The following is a 20,097-nucleotide window of genomic DNA, read 5'->3' as shown; positions in this document are numbered from 1 at the left end:
AATTTTATACATGCGTAAAAACTAAATATAACGATACTTAACATTCATTAATAAAAATCACAAGTATACAATTTCCAATGTGGCTGATCCATCCAAATCTATTTCTCTGCCCATATTAAGATTATCCGTAGGCACTATTTTTGGCGTCACCGTAATAACCCCGCTAAAGGTTGTAAATGACGTTGGGACATACGTTCCAAACTCAGCAAAAGACATAAAATATTGTTTATCCGGCGACGTCCTTCCTGCACTGTGAGACCATCCTCTTCGAAGCGTCCCTCCTGAAGCGTTATAGATACTCGTTGCCGGCATGCCATCTCCTTTTGCGCTATCTGGCTCGATATCAATACTGTAATATCCAATTTTTCCATCGCCATTCTGCATACCAAGACCATAGACATGATTACCTTCAGCCAAACCAATCGGTATGGAAGCTTGACGGTTATCCTCTAATCGATATTGAATTTTTGTAGCGGCATTGCATGTAATCGTAAAAGTCGTCGAAAGCGGCTTCAATTCTGTTACGGCTATCGGAGACAGTGTTTCTGCCGGAATATCCCCATAATCGAGAACACTGTTTGAAAACTCCACGGTACAGCCGGATGGGATAATGGTACTTTTTACGATTAATTCAGCGGTCGTTGCCGCAAGCACATGAGCTGAAATGCTCGTCACTACAATACAAAGAAAATATCTGGTCATTTTTTTTGCAAACACAGAAATTCTCTCTTTAAAATGAATCATAGTAATTTTGAATTTTTTTATGCCAAGAGGAAGACGTTGAAACCTATCCACAATGCTCTGACAACGAGATGGATTATAAGAATTCTCTTCCTCGATACCTATGGGGAAAATCCCATAAATAAGAAATATCTGAGTTTTAAGTCAGACATGTCGCACATGTGTTGTGCGACATTTTTTCAAAGAGAAAGATGATTACAGAGGGAGGCGGAATCGCCAGGATTGATAAGACAGAGGCCTTTGGCCTCTGTCTTATGGAATACGAGGAATACAAGGAATACGTCAACAAAGAAGCAGGCACATCAATTGTCAGGCAATGCCCAGAACCAATAATGCGGCCTTACTTATCATGTTAAATATAAGAAATAGTCATCGTCGATGAGCCATTCAATTCTATTTTGTCAGACCCGCCAAGTTTTGAAGAGGGATTAATCACTGTCTCTACAGCAATATCACCAGTGAGTGTTCTATATCCCTTTGGCGTAGGACTATCACCACTATGGGCAGTAGAATAAGTTTGTCCGGCTATATATGGGTTCGTAGACATCGTCCAAGTACCACCATCATCCGTACTTGAAATTAAAAAACCATTATTCGAATCACCTACATTACTACCAATTGTATTGGTTAATTTATAATATCCAATTTCACCAAGTGTTGATGTTTTACCTAAACCAAATTTTCCATCAGCTGCTCCTTCCTTATTCGACTGATTATCTTTAAATGTATATTTAATTGCTTTCTCTGACGGACATTTAATTGTGTATTTTATTGTTTTTTTTGACAGTGTAGTAGGAGTGGAGCTATCTGCTTCCAATTTAATATCATTCCCGAAATCAATATCCCCATTATTCAACATTAAGCTACAAGCAGTCGGGATGATATTACCTTTGATTGTTATGGTCGCTTCATCAGAGGCGAAAGAGCTGGCCGAAGAGATTACAATGGCTGCAATCAACGTGCCGAGAAGAATTTTTTTAATACGCATAATTATTACTTTTATATCGCCTTTATTGGCTTAACTTAAGAAAGAAATAGAGACATTAAAAATAAATAACGTCTTGTTGCAGCCGATCTACAACAAGGCATATTTTAAAAAACTCTCATCATTATTCATATAAGAAAAGCTGCCATCTATTTGCAGAAATATCTTCCCATAAAATAATGAATTCATCCGCAACAAATCAATCCTCACCCGGATCAATATCCAACCGAACCTGCTCCAGCATTGTTTGCAACACAGGCGCTAACTGAAACGCCTCTTCGTGCCAATCATACTCAGCAGCCCCCTCTATGGCGCTACAAAGCGCAGCCGCCGGGCGCATATCGAGTGCCGACATACCGCCATGAATCCGATGCACGATCTCGCCCAGATACTCAAGATCGGCGCGCCCAATGGCGATTGCCAGCAGCGCAAGGTCAGCGGTAATACTCTCAACGGCGGCCTCCAGCATGTCGGGTTGCCACATTTGCGCAGCAGCGATGGCCTTGGCAATCGCCTGCGCTTCTGCCGCCTCAGTCGGGATGTCAGTCGGGGTATCAATATCCTGCATCGGCGACGTCACCGGCATCGCGGCATGCAAGCCAATATGTCGTTCCAACAGTTTTTCCAGATCATCCATGCTAAATGGCTTGATCATGTAACCATTCATACCAGCGGCCTGACCGCGCTCACGCTCCCCTGCTAACAGGGCCGCGGTGACCGCCACTATTGGCGCGGTCACGCCACGTGCACGTAACGCCAACGCCAACTCATAACCGTTCATGCCCGGCATATTGATATCGGTCAAAATCAGATCGAAATGCTGCCCGTTCTCAAACTGTCGCAATGCTTCTTGCGCACCTTCAGCGGCAGTAATGCTGCTGCAACCAAACCAGGCCAATTGTTTTTCGAGTAATAGTCGGTTAATCGCCTGATCATCAACGAGCAAAATACGGGCATCGGTTTTGCGCGCACTACCCACAGCCGGTAGCACAGCTTCTTCTCCAAGAAACGCTTTACGCCCGACCGCCATCAAGAGGGCATCAATCGTGGCCGCGCCAGAAAGAGGATTGACGAATCCATGCCCTCCTTTCAGAAACGGCCGGTAAGGTAGTGACGGGTCTAGAAATACGGAGGCATCGCCCCCTGCAAGGGAACCGATGTCAATGCGGGTCGAATAACCCTCCCTGCTATGCGGATCATCCTCCAGCCTTGTCACCACGCCATGCTCAGACTCCAGCAGCGCCGACAAATGGGCCGCATAGTCGGGGACAGCATTGATGACGAACGTTAAGCCGTCCAGAGCATCGGCGTCGATGGCGTCCAATGGCATCTTGGAAGAACGATTGAGTACCAGGCCAACGACAAAAGTGCTCCCTTTTCCGGGCGTCGAATGGAGGCTGATCGTGCCGTCCATCGCGGCTACAAATTTCTGACAAATGAAAAGCCCCAGACCAGTGCCCGAAAACTGCTGCCCCTTCATCGGACTGCTGGCCTGTCCAAACGCCTGAAAAATACGTTCTCTATCTTCTGCTGCGATCCCGGGCCCGGTGTCGCTGACGGATAACTCAATGCGCGCCCCGTCCGGCCCTGCCGCAAGGAGCTTTCCGCTGAGGGTGACGCTGCCGCTGACGGTGAATTTGACGGCGTTATTGATCAGATTATTTAATACCTGCGTCAGCTTGAGCGCATCGCCCCACCATAGGCCAGACAAGGTCGGGTCCATCAAACAATACAGTTCCAGATTCTTCAATGAGGCACGCGACCAAAAGCCCTGCACCACGGTTTCAACACATTTGGTCAAATCGAACTCCTGACGATCAAGGTCGGCGGTGTCCGTTTCCCCTTTGGTGAAGTCCAGTGCATCGTTCAATACGTCTTTTAGCGTACGTGCAGAACCGTCCATGGTGTGTGACAACTGGCGCTGTTCGTCATTAAGCTGAGTATTCGCCATCAACTCAATCGAGGCCAGCATGCCGTATAAAGGCGTACGAATTTCATGACTAATCGTGGCTAAAAATAAACTCTTGGCAGCGCTGGCGGACTCTGCAAGCAGCTTCGCTTGTGCCAGCGCCTCTTCAGTGCGCTTGCGGTCCGTCATATCGCTTAACACGCAAATCATGACCGGCTCGTCCTCAAGCATCGCCTGGGCGATCCCGATTTGGTAAAAATGTCCGCTATCGCTATCTTCCAGATGCAACGCATCGCGATGCCCTTGCACGTCTTGCGCCAACAATATCGACCATGCATTGCCGACGATAGCCTGATCGGCGGCGTCAAACAGGCGCCAACGCGCCATCGGTACAAATTGCGCGTTTTGCAAAATGATGCTGCCATCACGCTTACGTACAACCGCTAGTCCAACGGGCGAAGTTTCCACCACGGTCCGATTAAAATGCTCGCTATCGGCCAGCCGTTTGGCCTGCATCGCAGCGGGCCGGATCTCCATGCGCGCGATGCGCCGGGTGCCGAAATACACGTTAATGACGAGTAGCAAAAACAACAGCGCACCGCCACAAATGGGCACAATTCTATCCATAAAAATAGACGAGACCCTAACCGCATACACCACACGCCATTGGATATTCGGGACCGCATAACTGACCTCCAAGACCCCATCGGTGAGCCGGAATTGCAACAAGCGGGTATAGCGTTCATAGCCTTCGTCATTGTCCAGATGTCGGTATAACGCAATCTCGTCAGCAGTCGGTGCACGGCCATCGACCAACATCAATTGGCCCCAATCGGAATACAACAAGATCGACCCTGATTGGCGCTGAAATGCATCGCCGGTAATTTTGCTGCGTCTCGATACGGCGTCTGGAGAAATATCGCTGGAGGCATATCCCAGAATCCCGCCCTGACTATCGGCCAACGGAATAAAGCCTGAGAAAATGGTCCGGCCTGTAAACGGGTCCTTAAGCGCCCCGGTCCAGAAGACGCCGTCCGCATTGGCCGACTTAGGATAGTCCTGCATCACTTTTCGGAACGCTGTGAGCTTCATTTGAGAGAAGCGCGTCATCTTGGCAATATCAAGTTGCTGCCTCTCCTGGCCCGCTACGTGCGGCATAAAAAAGGTCAGCGTACCGTCAGCCGACATCAGCAACGATTGATCGATCCCTTCCGAACTTCCCCAAAATACGGTATCAAACCGGGCAAAACGGCCGCCCAACACAAACAGCTTCAGATCCCTTTGTTCCTGCTTCTCTCTGGGCACCGCACCCGGCATCGGAGCGCTGCGCAAGGTCCAGAATTTCTCTCCGGTCGACAACTCCGTCAAGCGCGACTGCCCAATCGACGGCAAACTATCCGTGTCCTTTAATAAATTTCTACACGTCCCTTCCGAAACGCATAAATATCCCGGCACCACGTTGGCAAATTTGGAGATAAAAGACTCTTGCTGCGATATTTGCCGCAACAGATCAGCATAATTTTCTTGCGCCCATTCGCTGCGGTCCCACAGGGTAAACAGGAAAAGAAGACCGATATATAACGCCAGTAACAAGCCTAATAACGCGATGATTAAATAACTGCGCGCCTGTAAAAATCTGCGCGAAATTGTCGTCATACGGTCTGTTGAAATGGAAGAGGCCATAACGTTTTAGCAGGATGATAATGGTTGCAGCATAGCATCGGAGAACATCAAAAAACCTCCAAAAATACAGAATTCTCTCCCAATAAAATAGTGAATTCCCTCAAAAAAATAGACACATCCAATCCCCGCAATTCGTCTTAATTGAGATAATTCTTTTCGCTCCGGGCGGGAAGTTTCACCTGCAAGCAGATCAACACAATCAACACCACCGCCCTGTCGATCCCACATTTTTGCGATAGAAAAGCAAGGACAACACTATGATCAGCACCTCATTCACCGACAACGATGCCGACACTCCCAACGACGATATCAACGATGACATCAACGACATCTGCAACGTCATCGTGGCCGACGACCACCCCATTATTTTGCATGGCGTCGCAAAGATGCTCGACAGCGACGAAAGCATTCGCATTGTGGCAACAGCGGCAACCGTATCGAATACATTCAAAGCCCTATCACTATACGAATGCGACATTCTGATTTGCGACTATTCGTTTTACGGCGACTCACTGCCAGACGGCTTACCGATGATCAAAAAAATCAGAGAGATGTATCCGGATATGAAAATCATTGTCCTGTCAGCACGCGAAGACTTCGCCACCGCACAAACGGCGTTGGAATCCGGCGTACATGGTTTTATCCGAAAAAATAGCGACATGAAAAATGTCCTTTTCGCCGTACAAGAAGTCCGCATCGGCAATCAATTCATGGATCACGCAACAGCCGAAGGCATCTACAAACACATGGTGGCCACCGGCCGCGACCCCCACTCACCCATTACCCAGATCAAGCTGTCATCCATGGAAATGGAAAACATACGCATGTTGAAACGCGGACTGAGCCTGACCGAAATCGCTAGTCTGACCAAGCGCAGTGTTAAAACAGTGAGCTCACAAAAACAAACGCTGATGAAAAAACTTGGCTCGAAAAATAATATGGAATTTTTTATTGCGATCAGCAATGAACATTTGATAATTGATACTTAGGCATCAATATTGTTTAAAAAAAAGCACCGGCGTTTTATCGCGGTGCTTTTTTTTGCTTTTAATACGCAAGCCACAGCTCTTTTTACTTTTTCAGCCTATGGATTTTCTTCTTTGAAAAACTTAATAAATATTAGACTCGCTCGGTACAAAAAGTTGACATTTCCAACCCTGTCATTCTTAAAAAATATGTCATGAATAATCAAAAGCCACCACCAGCTCCAGCTCCTCCCCCCAACTCGGGATATCCGAGAAGATCACACTATGCCTGATCAGCATAAGCCGTTACAACAGCCAGCAGGCCCACCGCAACGAAGCGGTAAAAACAGCTGCCCCCACCACCCGTGACCCTGGCCAAAAACTGAGATCAACCGATAAATTTTCTATCCAAAATGGCTATTCAGTAGATACGATGAGCATTGATAGAACTTCAAAAGTTCACGGTCCTTTCATTTAACAAAGTCGTAATAACCGTAACCGTTACATGCCTTCAGATCACGAATTAGAAAGAGTACTTAACCAGCTTCAATCGTATGTACCTCAATACCAACCTTGAGACGTGAACGCACCGCGCCAAATATAGCCGCCAAACTGCTCATGCTAGGGTTGCCATTGGACGAGAGCATGCGGTGAAGACTCTTGCCTGGTTTATGTGTCAACTCCGCAAGTTGCTCGAAACCCACTGTGGCGTTAACCAAGTCACGCAGAATAAGGTGAGCAACATCGGGCTCCCCATTTAGGAACGACGTGGCGGCTTCATCAAGTAGCGCTTTGGCAAACGCAGGGTCTCGGTTCACACGCTCGACAATGGTGTGTTTGAAATCTCTCGTTAATGCCATATCAACTTCCTATCCGTTTATCTTGTTTGGCCGCTTTGGCTGTCTTTTTTCTCAACCACTGCAACGTCAGTGCAATTTCGTGCGATCGCACTCTGTGACGGATTGTGTATTGACCGACGCCAATTTTTTATTCGCATGCTCACGCAACAGCCAGGTTGACGCCACCGCAAGTTGCTGCAAAGCGAGCACATGCGGGGTCACTAAAGGCTTTGCACCGTCACCATGCTCGATGGCTCTGAGGTAGCTGTGCAGGCCGCTACAGACATCTGCTGTCACGGCTGCGAATTCGGCGAGGGAAAGATCTTTTACCTCTGCCGTCATTGTCTCGGGCGACGTTTGGGCGACGGCCAGACGATCAGTTTTAGGGAATTTTGGTTTTTGGGGGGGCTTGGTATTCGACATCGATCAGTCCTCTGGTCTAGTTGAGCCGCTCTCGTTATGTAAACGAGGGTGGGCGGCAAATGACGAGGGTGAGAACCTGGCACACAAATCAAACCCAGTAAGCCCGAAGGCTTCCTCGCCACCGCCACCCATAAAGGATGAACGAAGGCGCAGCCCGCATGGCGCGGTCTGGATTTGTGTACACAGGTTCTCACACCTGGTTCCTCTTCGAGAAACGCTGACACGATACCCCGGCCTGACAACTGCGGTCAACCGGTAAATAGGGGGTTGTAGAACGTAGTGACGCAACCACTGCGGCCAATTGGCGGTCCCGGAGTTTGCAATGACGCATCCAATTTATTTGATTAGTTTTCTGCAATTATCTCGGGCCACTTCAACCAGCAAGCAAACCCGGGCATCACCTTAAATAGCCCAACCACCACCATAAAATACAGCCAGCGCAATCGCAATGACCACCGTGCCTACCGTCAGTTTGCGATACTCACCGGACACAATACGGCCGACAACCAGCGTGCAAAAACCCAGCATGATACCTGTGACGATATTGCAAGTCAGTACGATAAAGACCGCACACACCAGTCCCGACATCGCATCAACCGTATCTTCCATATGCATCTTGCTGACGCTACCCAGCATCAATAATCCGACATACATCAACGCGGGAGCTGTCGCATAGGCGGGTACCAGACCGGCTAAAGGTGAGAAGAAAATCACTGCCAGAAACAGTACGCCGACCACCACCGCAGTCAGGCCAGTTCTGGCGCCTGCTGCTGTACCGACAGTTGATTCAATATAGGCTGCAGCCGGTGCACCGCCGACCAAACCGGCAAAAATCGAACTGATCGAGTCTGCTGTCAGCGCACGTCCGCCATTGTGGATATAACCCTTTTCATTGACTTGCCCGGCCTGACCGGCTACGGCGCGTATCGTTCCGGTGGCGTCGAATACGGCTGTCATGACCAGCGCCAGCACACTCGGCAGCACCGCCATGCTCAATGCGCCTTTGACATCCATCGCACCGATTAATGAAGAATGTCCAGAAGAACTTAGGACCGGCCACGCAAATATGCCGGTGAATTTGACGGCGGGATCAAATATTAAACCCAGGATCGATATCGCGATCACGACCAGCAAAATGCCACCCGGTACACGTCTGCGCTCAAGCCCGAAGATGGCGGCTAAGCCGAGGATGCTCATCACCACCGGAAAGGCCGTGATGTGGCCGAGCGCAACAGGCAGTCCCGGACCGGCGTTTTTTACCACCATGCCGACTTCGTTGGAGGCGATCAGTAATAGAAATAATCCTATTCCGACCCCGGTGCCATGCGCCACGCCTGCTGGCAGGTTTTGCAATATCCATGAGCGCACGCCGGTGACTGAAATCGCCGTGAAGACCAGCCCTGTCAAGAACACGGCACCAAGCGCGACCTCTGGCGATATCCCTTTGCCCAGTACTAGCCCGAACGCGGTAAAGGCTGTGAGCGAAATAGCGCAACCTACGGCGATCGGCAAGCGTGCCCATAGCCCCATGACCAGCGAACCGAAGGCGGTCGTCAGACAGACGGCGATAAACACGGCGCTGACGTCAAAACCGGCATGACCCAACATTTCGGGCACAACAAAAACGGAATACACCATTGCCAGAAACGTGGTGATACCGGCGATGACTTCGCGACGTTGCGTGCTGCCACGGGCGGTGATCTGAAAGTATTGATCGAGCTTACCGGTACTGGCACCGATAGCGCTGCCTAAGTCAACCTGCGGCAAAGGCGGGGATTGGACTTGTGATTCCATGATGGGATGTTCCTTTTATTTATCCTCTGAAGCGGCATTTGTTTATGCGACCGTCAACAGAGTGTCTCGTGTTTGTTTTTGAAAAGCGCAACACCAATGCATTGGTAAATGCGCTCATCGTTATTTAGCCGTAATACGATTGGCGAAGACAGCTTATTGCTGAAAAGCAGACGATTTATCACGCCAATTAAATAACCGCCATATGCAATTGCATATGCAGCAGAAAATGTAGTTGCCGCATAGAAACACAATCACCGCAAAGGTGCCAGCAACAATTGCAGATCGTCGGCATTAAATTTAGCGACGACTGCGCCATCAACTCCCAACACAGCATCGGCCAATGCGGCTTTGCGTGCCTGCAGTTCCAGAATGCGTTCTTCGATACTGCCCTCGATGACCAGTTGATAAACGAAGACCACCTTCTCCTGCCCGATCCGATGCGCGCGGGCGGTTGCCTGCTCTTCCACTGCGGGGTTCCACCAGGGATCCATATGGATGACGGTATCTGCAGCGGTGAGATTAAGTCCGACGCCGCCAGCCTTGAGGCTGATGAGAAAAATAGGAACGGTTTCAGCCTGAAATTGCGCCACCACTGCGGCCCGTTGTGCGGGGGGCGTCTTCCCTGTCAATGCCAGCCAAGGTAGCTTCAAGGCATCGAGTTCGGCTTCGATCATCCCCAGCAATTCTGTAAATTGTGAAAACACTAAAATCCGGCGTCCCTCCGCCACCAGGGTCGGCAGCATCTCGTGCAGCATTTCCAGCTTTGCACGTTGCATGGTGGTCGAGCGCGTCACCCCCTTGAGTAGAAACGGATCGCAACATACCTGACGCAGTTTCAACAAGGCGTCAAGAATCAATATTTGCCCGCCCGAGAATCCTTTGCGCTGCAAGACCCGTCGCACGTGCTCGTCAGCGGCGACCCGCACGCTTTCATAGAGATCGCGCTGATGGCCTTGCAATTGTAGACGTTTAATGACTTCGACCTTTGGTGGCAACTCTGTGGCGACCTCTTCCTTGCGCCGACGCAAGATGAAAGGCCGGACCCGTTGCGCCAGCAATTGCGCGCGCAATGACTGCCCACCTGACTGCCCACCCGCCTCAATAGGCCTGCGCCATAGCCGCATAAAACTACGCGCATCACCCAGAAACCCGGGCATCAAAAAATCAAACTGCGTCCACAATTCGCCGAGATGATTTTCCAGCGGCGTGCCTGTCATGCAAAGCCGATGACGCGCCCGTATGCGTCGCACCGCGTTGGCGCTGCGGGCCGCTGCATTTTTAACGGTTTGCGCTTCGTCGAGAATGAGCAGATGAAATGGCTGCGCCTCCAGCGCGGTGCGGTCGCGCCAGAGTAAGGGATAGGTCGTCAGTACAACGTCATACTCCGCCATCCGACCAAAATCCTGCTTTCTGTGCGGACCTTGCAAGGCCAGTACGCGCAGGCTGGGAGCCATCCGTCTGGCTTCGGCCTGCCAGTTGCCGATCAGCGACGTCGGCAGCACGATCAAGGCAGGGCAATCGAGTCGACCGGATTGCTGCTCGATCAGAAGATGGGCGAGCGCCTGCGCGGTTTTTCCCAAACCCATGTCGTCGGCCAGAATCCCGGCCAGATGCTGCTCGCGCAGGTATTGCAACCACGCCACGCCATGCAATTGATACGGTCTTAAGGTGATCCCTAAACCGGCAGGCGCAGTGATCGGCTGAGGGCCAGTCGTTTGTTGCAAGCGTTGCGCCAATTCACGCAGACCGGCCTCCCCTCGCAGTTGCCATGCACCGTGCAGACCGGCGCGTTGTTGTTGCGAATTCTGCAAACTTAAGCGCATCGCCTCAATCCGATAGTCATCCCAAGGGGACAGATGCAACGGTCCTGCTTTACGCGCAGGATCGGTGAGCAGCTCGAGCATGCTGCCGACAATCGCCTTTAGCGGTGCGGCTTGCGCGGCAATTCGTTTGCCTCCCGGCGCACGCAACATCACCCATTCTGCATCGTCAATCAGGGCCAGTTTTCGGGCATCGAGCCAACGTGGATCGCGTTGCAACAATGCTGCCAGCAACGGCGTTAAATCCAGCATGTCGCCGTCGATCTCTATGCCTAGCGTGAGTAACCACGATTCGCCCGACGGCTGGCTTAATGCGGTCATAGACGGTGGACGATTGTGCATACGTGCTGTGACTTCTTTGCTCAGAATCTCGCCGGTTTGCGTGCTGATATTTAAATGCCAGGCTTCTACTTCCACGCTCTCGTGGGCAAAGCCGGGATGGACTACGACAGACCAGCCCTCGGCCTGTAACACGGGTAATGCATCGGCCCAAAAATCGGCAAAAAAATCCTCTTGCACCAAGGTCCAGAGCGATGCGTATTCTTCACGATCTTCGCGATCTTCGGTTCGATCGTCCGTACGCCATTGCAGGTTTTCTTGTGGCAGCGGATGCAAGCCAAGATCCCAGACGCGATCTAAGGCATTGGCTTCGACATCAACATCCCGCGTGAGGATGTGCTGTCCAGTTTGATTTTCAACGTGCTGCGCAGAGGCGGGACGGCGATTTAATAAAGTCGTGGGCGCTGGCGTTTCCCAACTTGACCCGTCGTCAGTGATATAGGTCCAGCTTATCCGTACCACCGTCACACTTCCGCCACGCGGCCCAAAGGGACCGGACGGCCTCATCCCTAGCAGGCCGTCGCCACGGGTCAGGGTTTGTAATGTCAGGCGGGGTCGGAAGCTGCCCGGTGAGGTCTGCGTGGAGGTCATTTATTGTTGGTTAAGCGTGCGCTCAAAAAAAGAGATCAAATCTTGTGTATCGATTTGATCTCTTACAGACGCATACGTCTATTGTTACTGCGTATTCGCCATCGTATTAAGTTGGCTTAGGACCTTTGCGATGCGGCTTTGGTGCAGATTTTCCTGCATCGCTGCGGTTATTAAAATCGTTTTTATTTTTAAACGGCTTGTCGCCAGTTTTTTCAAGGAAGCGTCTGTCGCCGCCAGTTTTTTTAGCCGCAAGCGTTTTGTTGACAAATTTCTCGCCGCCTTGCACTTGCTCACCGGTCATGCTGATGCGCAGTTGATGGCCTGCTACCCAGACGGTTTTCAGATGCTCAAGCAGTTCTTTGGGCATGCCTTCCGGCAAATCGAGGGTGCTGTGATCGTCAAATATTTCAATGCGACCGATATATTTAGCATCCAGATTGGCTTCATTGGCGATGGCACCCACAATATTGCCTGCCTTTACGCCTTGATCATTACCGACTTCGATGCGAAAACGTTGCATCCCGACGCTGCTTTTGCGTTCGTTACGCTCAGTCTTTGGTGGCTCCGATCTCACCGGTTGATCATCGGCATGATCGGTGCGCTCTTTGCGTTCGAATGGCGCAGGAGTTGCTGCTGCATACTCACGCGGTTTATGTGCGGCAGGTGCAGCAGGCGCAGAAAATGGTGCTTTCGCAACTGGCACTGCATGCGCAACATCCGACTGCCCGCCATCCTTGCTAATGCGTAGCTGCTGACCCGCTACCCACACCGTCTTCAGATGATCGAGCAAATCGGCAGGCATGCTGTCAGGTAAATCGAGCACGCTGTGGTTATCGAATATTTCGATGCGTCCGATATGTTTGGCATCCATCCCTGCTTCATTGGCAATCGCACCGACGATATTGCCCGGTTTGACGCCATGCGCATGGCCGACTTCTATGCGGAAAGTCTGCATGCCGACATCGGACCCGCGCTCGGTGCGCTCTCTTCTGGGAGCCGCTGGACGCTCGCTGCGCTCATTGCGTTCATTGCGCTCGCTCGACTCAAATCTGCTCGGGCGCTCTGCTCTTTCGCTACGCTCCGGGCGATCAAACTTGCCGGCACGCGGTGCGCGGTCATCGGACCAGGTAGAGGTGCTTTGCTCGCGCTGATTTTTATCGATTAAGAGCGGTACATCGCCACGCGCCAGTTTTGCCATGGCTGCGGCGATTTCAATTGCGGGGACGTTTTTCTCCGCCTCGTACTCTTCAATGATGGCGCGGAATTGTTCCAGCCCACCCTGCGCTAATACCTCGTCGATTTGCATCTTGAACTTGGCAATGCGGACATCATTGACGGCTTGAATGCTCGGCAATATCAACGGCTCAATCGGTTGACGGGTAGCGCGCTCAATGACTTTGAGCAGCGTTTTTTCACGCGGCGTGATAAACAAAATCGCCTCGCCGCTACGACCGGCGCGGCCAGTACGGCCAATCCGGTGGGTATAGCTTTCCGGATCGTGCGGGACATCGTAGTTGACCACGTGCGTGATGCGCTCAACATCGAGACCGCGTGCGGCGACATCGGTGGCGACCAGAATATCAATGCGGCCATCCTTGAGTTGCTGGATCGTACGTTCGCGCTGTTGCTGTTGGATATCGCCATTGATGGCAGCGGCTGAGAATCCGCGTGCCTGCAACTTGCTCGCCAGCTCTTCCGTGCCAAGTTTGGTGCGCGCAAAAATGATCATGCCGTCGAAAGTTTCAGCTTCCAGAATACGGGTAAGCGCTTCTAGCTTTTGCATGCCGCTCACTAACCAATAGCGTTGACGAATATTGTCCGCAGTGCCGGTTTTGGCCGCAATCGCAATCTCTACCGGATCGCGCAAATAGGTTTTGGCAATGCGTCGGATCACCGACGGCATGGTCGCCGAAAACAAGGCGGTCTGACGCGTATCCGGGGTTTTTTTCAGGATACTTTCGACGTCGTCGATAAACCCCATGCGCAGCATTTCATCAGCCTCGTCGAGGACCATGGTTTTGAGCCTGGACAGGTCAAGCGTGCCTTTATCCAGGTGATCGATGACGCGACCCGGCGTGCCGACCACGACGTGCACGCCACGACGCAATGCACGCAGTTGCGGCTCATAACCCTGACCGCCGTAGATTGGCAGTACATGAAAACCGGGAATATGCGCGGCATAGCGCTGAAAAGCTTCGGCAACCTGAATCGCCAACTCACGCGTAGGCGCTAATACCAGCGCTTGCGGAGTCGTTTGTTTGAGATCAATACGCGACAAAATCGGCAACGCGAAAGCCGCCGTTTTACCCGTACCGGTCTGGGCTTGACCGAGTACGTCGCGGTTCTCCAGCAAAATAGGGATGGTCGCGGCCTGAATCGGCGACGGGGACTCATAGCCGACTTCCTTGAGAACGCGTAACAACGGCTCACTCAGGTTTAAATCGGCAAATAGGGGGATGGGGTACTCTGACATGATGGAACTCGCAAGTTTGCTCGAATCGCACTATGCGAAACAATTGGTGCGTAGTTTACTCTGTTGTAGCCTGCGAGGCGGTCGGACTTACGGGTAAATGGCTGCTAAGTGGGTGCAACAGTCCATATTTCACCAGCATCTTGTGCAATTGCATGCTATTGGTGTCGGAGTCAATACCCAATATTTGGAATATGGCAACTTAAAATAAGTTTGCCTCCGGTTGATTGGAGGCAATATTGCGTGTTGGGTCATCAGAATGAAACTCAAATCGGATCAGGTTAAATCGCGCAAAAATTTGACGACACGTTCACTCGAAAGCCGAAATCCATTGTCGAGTAATTTTTCCGCCTCTTCTATTTTTCCTGCCTGCGTCAGACTCACTACATTGGAGGCGTGATAGTGAAAACTTTTATGTTCGGCCACAAGTTGCTGAAACGCCGTGTATTTGCCTAACTGCTCTTTCGCCGCCCCATGCAGCCATTTGCCAAGGTCGCAACGGTTGTCAAAGCAGATCACTTCCGGGCGTAAATCTTCAGTAGATTTGCCTGCCAAAAAAGCTGTCAATCTGATTTTCCAATTTTCATGCGCCGAGATGGCTGCGCCAATGTTGAGTTCCCGTACGGTGTTGATATCCACCTCAGAAACTTCGATTGGTACAGCAGGCTTAGTACTCGTGTCAGAACCGAAGATGTTTTTGAAAAAATTAAGCATTAGTCGGGCCATTTCTTATGTTTTAGTTAAGCATCAATAATGTTGATACAAAGCATTACTTTAGATTATTTTTATGCCGCTGTAAAAATATTATTACTTTACCTACATAATTTATGTGCATAGAACTTTTACGAAACTATTCCAATCTGACATAAAGATGTTATTAAATTGACTTTATTATCCACCGCAATCGATGCCGGTAGACGCACTGTAAACACGCTGCCTTTGTCAGGGCTAGACTCGACCCCCAGCGTCCCTCCGTGGCGCAACAACACATGTTTAACAATGGCAAGACCCAACCCGGTTCCCTGAGTTTCGCGTGAGCGACTTTTATCGACCCGGTAGAAACGCTCAGTGAGGCGCGAAATATGCTCCGAGCTAAAGCCTATGCCGGTATCGCGCACCACAAATTGCGGACCGGCTGGCGTGTTTTGCCAAAGCACATCTATTTTTCCACCTGCCGGGGTATACCGCACCGCGTTAGAGACCAGATTATTGAAAGCACTACGCAGCTCATCAAAGCTGCCAAGGATGTCCGGGCCGTCTACGCGCAAGGAAAAATCATGCTGACCGGCTGATAGGATTTTTACTTCCTCGAGGATATTGCTCAACATCGCCGACATATTGACGCGCTCGGGCCGCATGGGATAATCGATCGATTCCAGCCGCGTCAGCGTAAGCATGTCGCCAATCAGATTTTGCATGCGCTGGCCCTGTTCGGTCATCATCTTCAGATGTCCGGCGCGTACTTGAGGGTCGAGATTTGGGTGTGCCTGAGCGATCTCCAAAAAGCCGTTGATCACCGTCAGCGGTGTGCGCAGTTCATGCGATGCGTTGGCGATAAAGTCGCGGCGCATCATATCGATACGCTCCGACTCGGTGGCATCGTGCGTGACCAGAATCTGGCGGCGATTTTCAAAGGGAATAATTTGCACCACCAATTTGCGCTCGCGCAATGTCAACATCAGCGGTTGGTCATAGCGACCCAAAATAATGTAATCGATGAAGTCTGGATTGCGGATCAGATTGGTGACGCGCATGCCTTTATCGCGGCCGTGTTGTAAGCCTAAATGCCGCTCAGCGGCCGGATTGCACCATTCCAGAAACAGCACATCGTCCATGATAACGACGCCATCCGGCAGCAAATGCATGGCCTGACGAAAGCGCGCCAGCCATTCTGTGAGTTCAGCCTGATTTTTTTCATCATCGCGTCGGAGCCGATACAAACGCGAAAATATATCCGTCCATGCGCCCCATCCATCGGGCAATTTTTCACTCTGGGGATGATCGAGCCAGCCACCTAAACGGTATAAATAAAATAGCTGCAAAAGAACCATCGCGGTCATACTCAACAAGCACAACAACAATCCCGCTATCGCCCCCCAAAAAAACCATGCCACGGCAGAAACGATAAAAAACATCAGCATGCGCAGTGCTGCCGGGATCCAAAATAATAGTTGGGGATTCATCAGGAATTAAATTTATTTTGTAGACAGCATGTAGCCGACACTGCGTACAGTACGGATCAGATTATCGGCGTCTCGCAAGGCCTTACGCAGACGCAATATATGTACGTCAACAGTACGTTCTTCAATGACAACGTGATCGCCCCAGACTTTATCGAGCAACTGGCTGCGTGAAAAAACACGGTCAGGATTAGCCATAAAAAATTTCAGCAAGCGATATTCGGCATGACCGATATCGATTTTCTGTTCATCCATCGATACCGAACAACTGGCCGGATCAAGTACCACGCCACCAGCCGACATCACACTCTGGGCCAGCTCCGGATTCTTGCGACGCAACAGCGCTTTGACGCGTGAGGTCAGCTCGCGGGGCGAAAACGGCTTGGTCATGTAATCATCGGCCCCATTATCGAGGCCGGCAATTTTATCCTCTTCCATACTTTTGGCTGTGAGCATCATCACCAGCATAGACTGGTATTGCCGCTCGGCCCGCACACGCGATAAAAACCGCAGTCCGCTCTGATCCGGGAGCATCCAATCCAGTAGCACCACATCCGGCATACGTCGCCCGATGGCGGTCCAGCCTTCGGCAGCCGTAGTGGCCACTGTCGGCTGCCAACCAGCCTCCACCATCGTGTACTCGATCAATTCAGCAATCGAGGGTTCATCTTCAATAATCAGAACCGAGGTTTTATCGGAGGCCATCGACATATCAATTGCCTGATCCATTGCCAAGATGGGTAGCCGCGTAATCGGTATGCCGAATATCTTTACCTTCGACAATATAGATCACATATTCAGCGATATTTTTTGCATGGTCGCCAATGCGCTCAATCGCTTTGGCCACCCACAATGTATCCATCAAAGCAGAAATCGTGCGTGGATCTTCCATCATGTAGGTGATCACGTTGCGCATGATCGAACGGAAATCGCTATCGATCACGGCATCCTGAGAAATAAGCCCAATCGCCTGTTTTTCATCCAGCCGCGCCAGCGCATCCAACGCATCGTGCAACAGATCGGCGGCAGCAGCAGCAATGACGCGCACCATTTCAATGTGATCGATGCTCCCTATGCCGCGCTGATGCAAATGAATCGCTGTGCGTGCAATCTTGGCGGCTTCATCGCCGACCCGTTCAAGGTCCGTAATCACCTTGATCGTTGCCATCACAGTACGCAAGTCATTGGCGGTCGGTTGCCGACGCACGATCAAATGACTGCAGGCGTTATCGAGCTCAATTTCCATTAAGTTGACTGTGTCGTCATCTTTAATGATGCGCTCACCGGCAGCGATATTGCCAGTACGAAAGACGTTCATCGCGTCCTGAAATTGTCGCTCAACCAAACCGCCCATTAACAATACTTTAGAGCGGATCATTTCCAGGTCCGAGTCATATTGCTTTGAAGAATGTTCGCCAGTCATGTGATTTCCTTACGGTTCTATGCCGATTAAGAGAGTTATTTATAGGACTTACGCAAAATCGCCCCAGCGGCGTTGTGCTCTGCTTGCCGTACGTTCGTACTGTCTGCGTCGGCACGCCTTGCTGGGACGGTTTTGCGTAAGCCCTAATTTAACCAAAGTGTTAGTAGGACTTAAGTCCTGACTTAGCCAAAGCGTCCGGTAATGTAATCCTGCGTTTCTTTACGCGCAGGATTCATAAAAATCTGATCAGTCTGACCGAACTCCATCAGTTCGCCCAAATACATATAGGCCGTGAAGTCCGAACAACGCGCCGCCTGCTGCATGTTGTGGGTAACAATCGCGATGGTGTAATCCTGCTTCAATTCGGTAATCAGTTCTTCCACCTTGGCCGTAGAAATCGGGTCCAGCGCGGAGGTAGGCTCGTCCAATAACAGTACGTCCGGGCGCACCGCCACACTGCGTGCAATACACAAACGCTGTTGCTGACCGCCGGATAAACTCAAGCCGCTTTTGTTCAATTTATCTTTGACCTCGCCCCACAAAGCCGCCTTGGTCAAGGCCCATTCCACGCGCTCATCCATTTCGCCTTTAGGTAATTTTTCGTACAGGCGTATCCCAAAAGCGATGTTGTCGTAGATCGACATCGGAAACGGCGTTGGCTTCTGAAACACCATACCGACCTTGGCGCGCAGCATATTGAGATCCTGACCAGCCTCCAGAATATTGCGCCCGGCGTACATAATCTGGCCCTCAGCGCGCTGCCCGGGATAGAGGTCATACATGCGGTTAAGCGTGCGCAGCAGCGTGGATTTTCCACATCCGGACGGACCGATGAATGCGGTGACTTTTTTTTCATTGATATTGAGATTGATATCTTTCAATCCCTGAAAATGGCCATAGAAGAAATTCAGGTTTGAAATTTCTATGGTCGGTTTTTTTATAGCGATATCAGTGCTTTGCAGTGCTTGCGTAGTCATGGAATGGTCCATATTAGTCATCTTTTAACCGGGAATTTTTTGGCTAAACAAAGTCCGGGCAACGATATTCAGAATCAGAACGCCCAACGTAATCAGTAATGCGCCAGCCCAGGCCAGTGAAACCCAATTGTCATACGGGCTATTGGCAAATTGATTAATTACACCCGGCAGATTGGCAATCGGCTTATTCATATTGGTGCTGAAAAATTGATTGTTGAGCGCTGTAAAGAGTAATGGTGCAGTTTCCCCCGCAATCCGTGCCACGGCCAGCAAAACGCCCGTCACCACGCCCGCCTTGACTGCGCGCAGACGTACGGTCAAAGCAACTTTCCAACGCGGCGCACCCAACGCAAATGCCGCCTCACGCAAATTACCCGGCACCAGTTTGAGCATATTGTCCGTGGTGCGCACCACCACCGGCACAGCAATCAGCGACAGTGCAAAAGTACCGGCCCAGCCTGAAAAGTGGCCGATCTTAGCGACATAAATCGCATACACAAACAAGCCAATCACAATCGAGGGAGCGGACAACATAATGTCGGTCACAAACCGGGTGACCTGCGCCAGTTTGCTGGTCTCGCCGTACTCAGCCAGATAGATACCAGCCAATATGCCGATCGGCGTACTGATCAATGTCGCCAGACCCACCAGCATCAAACTACCCACAATCGGATTAAGCAATCCTCCCCCCTCGCCGCCTGGCGATGGTGTGTTTTGGGTCAGCAATCCCAGATTCATCGCCCCCACACCATTGATCACCAGCGTGGCCAAAATCCACATCAGGACGACTAGCCCAAACGCCATCGCCAAAAACGACATCAACATGCCTATCTTGTGAGTGAGAATACGCTTGCGGTAGACTTTGTTTGCGGCTGGATTGACTGGAAAGCTGCTGTTATCTGCGCTCATTTGACACCTTCTTTTCTAGACATGCCCATCAACATCAACTTAGCCGCTG

The 20,097-nt window shown here is 50.9% G+C and carries 15 protein-coding genes; 1 reads left to right on the top strand and 14 read right to left on the bottom strand.

Translation table 11 applies throughout. The features are described from left to right. Positions 1–57: 57 nt before the first annotated feature. The 3 genes from ACVBEF_RS12950 to ACVBEF_RS12940 form a co-directional block, all read right to left on the bottom strand. Positions 58–795, bottom strand: a complete 738-nt coding sequence (locus ACVBEF_RS12950) for a DUF1120 domain-containing protein (protein ID WP_447124359.1) — start codon at positions 793–795, stop codon at positions 58–60. Positions 796–1,093: 298 nt separating this feature from the next. Next, a complete protein-coding gene (locus tag ACVBEF_RS12945) occupies positions 1,094–1,729 on the bottom strand; it encodes a DUF1120 domain-containing protein (protein WP_447124358.1) in 636 nt (211 codons plus the stop codon). A gap of 196 nt (positions 1,730–1,925) precedes the next feature. Then, the gene (locus ACVBEF_RS12940; protein ID WP_447124357.1) at positions 1,926–5,291 is read right to left on the bottom strand and encodes an ATP-binding protein; all 3,366 of its coding nucleotides are present in this window, start codon (positions 5,289–5,291) and stop codon (positions 1,926–1,928) included. A 284-nt stretch (positions 5,292–5,575) separates the two neighbouring features. Here ACVBEF_RS12940 and ACVBEF_RS12935 point away from each other — a divergent pair, with 284 nt between their 5' ends. Next, entirely contained in the window at positions 5,576–6,307 is a 732-nt protein-coding gene (locus ACVBEF_RS12935) for a response regulator (RefSeq protein ID WP_447124356.1), read from the top strand. Positions 6,308–6,819: 512 nt separating this feature from the next. On the opposite strand, the gene ACVBEF_RS12930 is transcribed toward ACVBEF_RS12935, so the two are convergent. The 11 genes from ACVBEF_RS12930 to pstA form a co-directional block, all read right to left on the bottom strand. After that, positions 6,820–7,143 carry a helix-turn-helix domain-containing transcriptional regulator gene (locus ACVBEF_RS12930; protein ID WP_447124355.1) on the bottom strand — a complete coding sequence of 108 codons (324 nt, stop codon included), beginning with the start codon at positions 7,141–7,143 and terminating at the stop codon, positions 6,820–6,822. Positions 7,144–7,209: 66 nt separating this feature from the next. Further along, positions 7,210–7,545, bottom strand: coding sequence for a hypothetical protein (locus tag ACVBEF_RS12925; protein ID WP_447124354.1), 336 nt, complete (start codon positions 7,543–7,545; stop codon positions 7,210–7,212). 402 nt (positions 7,546–7,947) lie between these two features. Then, complete coding sequence (locus ACVBEF_RS12920; protein WP_447124353.1) at positions 7,948–9,339, bottom strand: NCS2 family permease; 1,392 nt, start codon at positions 9,337–9,339, stop codon at positions 7,948–7,950. Positions 9,340–9,590: 251 nt separating this feature from the next. Then, on the bottom strand, positions 9,591–12,089 hold the full coding sequence (locus ACVBEF_RS12915) for a DEAD/DEAH box helicase (RefSeq protein ID WP_447124352.1): 2,499 nt from the start codon (positions 12,087–12,089) through the stop codon (positions 9,591–9,593). 106 nt (positions 12,090–12,195) lie between these two features. Next, positions 12,196–14,562: a DEAD/DEAH box helicase gene (locus tag ACVBEF_RS12910; protein WP_447124351.1), complete on the bottom strand. Its 2,367-nt coding sequence runs from the start codon at positions 14,560–14,562 to the stop codon at positions 12,196–12,198. 273 nt (positions 14,563–14,835) lie between these two features. Beyond that, on the bottom strand, positions 14,836–15,273 hold the full coding sequence (locus ACVBEF_RS12905) for a CZB domain-containing protein (protein ID WP_447124350.1): 438 nt from the start codon (positions 15,271–15,273) through the stop codon (positions 14,836–14,838). Between the two features lie 128 nt (positions 15,274–15,401). After that, a complete protein-coding gene (phoR, locus tag ACVBEF_RS12900; protein WP_447124349.1) occupies positions 15,402–16,742 on the bottom strand; it encodes a phosphate regulon sensor histidine kinase PhoR in 1,341 nt (446 codons plus the stop codon). A gap of 12 nt (positions 16,743–16,754) precedes the next feature. Continuing rightward, positions 16,755–17,444 (bottom strand): winged helix-turn-helix domain-containing protein, encoded by a 690-nt coding sequence (locus ACVBEF_RS12895; RefSeq protein ID WP_447124367.1) that lies wholly within the window; start codon positions 17,442–17,444, stop codon positions 16,755–16,757. A 7-nt stretch (positions 17,445–17,451) separates the two neighbouring features. Then, complete coding sequence (gene phoU / locus ACVBEF_RS12890) at positions 17,452–18,162, bottom strand: phosphate signaling complex protein PhoU (protein ID WP_447124348.1); 711 nt, start codon at positions 18,160–18,162, stop codon at positions 17,452–17,454. Between the two features lie 182 nt (positions 18,163–18,344). Further along, positions 18,345–19,139: a phosphate ABC transporter ATP-binding protein PstB gene (gene pstB / locus ACVBEF_RS12885; protein WP_447124347.1), complete on the bottom strand. Its 795-nt coding sequence runs from the start codon at positions 19,137–19,139 to the stop codon at positions 18,345–18,347. A gap of 24 nt (positions 19,140–19,163) precedes the next feature. Beyond that, positions 19,164–20,048 (bottom strand): phosphate ABC transporter permease PstA, encoded by an 885-nt coding sequence (gene pstA / locus ACVBEF_RS12880; protein WP_447124346.1) that lies wholly within the window; start codon positions 20,046–20,048, stop codon positions 19,164–19,166. Positions 20,049–20,097 lie beyond the last annotated feature (49 nt).

This window comes from Glaciimonas sp. GG7 (assembly GCF_052976905.1).
Note: the sequence above shows the minus strand (reverse complement) of the source record. Positions and strands in the feature narration are given on the sequence as shown.

Excerpts from the sequence above, each read along its gene's own strand:
- ACVBEF_RS12945 (WP_447124358.1), bottom strand. The coding sequence starts at position 1,729 with ATGCGTATTAAAAAAATTCTTCTCGGCACGTTGATTGCAGCCATTGTA.
- ACVBEF_RS12940 (WP_447124357.1), bottom strand. The coding sequence starts at position 5,291 with ATGACGACAATTTCGCGCAGATTTTTACAGGCGCGCAGTTATTTAATC.
- ACVBEF_RS12935 (WP_447124356.1), top strand. The coding sequence starts at position 5,576 with ATGATCAGCACCTCATTCACCGACAACGATGCCGACACTCCCAACGAC.
- ACVBEF_RS12930 (WP_447124355.1), bottom strand. The coding sequence starts at position 7,143 with ATGGCATTAACGAGAGATTTCAAACACACCATTGTCGAGCGTGTGAAC.
- ACVBEF_RS12925 (WP_447124354.1), bottom strand. The coding sequence starts at position 7,545 with ATGTCGAATACCAAGCCCCCCCAAAAACCAAAATTCCCTAAAACTGAT.
- ACVBEF_RS12920 (WP_447124353.1), bottom strand. The coding sequence starts at position 9,339 with ATGGAATCACAAGTCCAATCCCCGCCTTTGCCGCAGGTTGACTTAGGC.
- ACVBEF_RS12915 (WP_447124352.1), bottom strand. The coding sequence starts at position 12,089 with ATGACCTCCACGCAGACCTCACCGGGCAGCTTCCGACCCCGCCTGACA.
- ACVBEF_RS12910 (WP_447124351.1), bottom strand. The coding sequence starts at position 14,562 with ATGTCAGAGTACCCCATCCCCCTATTTGCCGATTTAAACCTGAGTGAG.
- ACVBEF_RS12905 (WP_447124350.1), bottom strand. The coding sequence starts at position 15,273 with ATGCTTAATTTTTTCAAAAACATCTTCGGTTCTGACACGAGTACTAAG.
- phoR (WP_447124349.1), bottom strand. The coding sequence starts at position 16,742 with ATGAATCCCCAACTATTATTTTGGATCCCGGCAGCACTGCGCATGCTG.
- ACVBEF_RS12895 (WP_447124367.1), bottom strand. The coding sequence starts at position 17,444 with ATGGCCTCCGATAAAACCTCGGTTCTGATTATTGAAGATGAACCCTCG.
- phoU (WP_447124348.1), bottom strand. The coding sequence starts at position 18,162 with ATGACTGGCGAACATTCTTCAAAGCAATATGACTCGGACCTGGAAATG.
- pstB (WP_447124347.1), bottom strand. The coding sequence starts at position 19,139 with ATGACTACGCAAGCACTGCAAAGCACTGATATCGCTATAAAAAAACCG.
- pstA (WP_447124346.1), bottom strand. The coding sequence starts at position 20,048 with ATGAGCGCAGATAACAGCAGCTTTCCAGTCAATCCAGCCGCAAACAAA.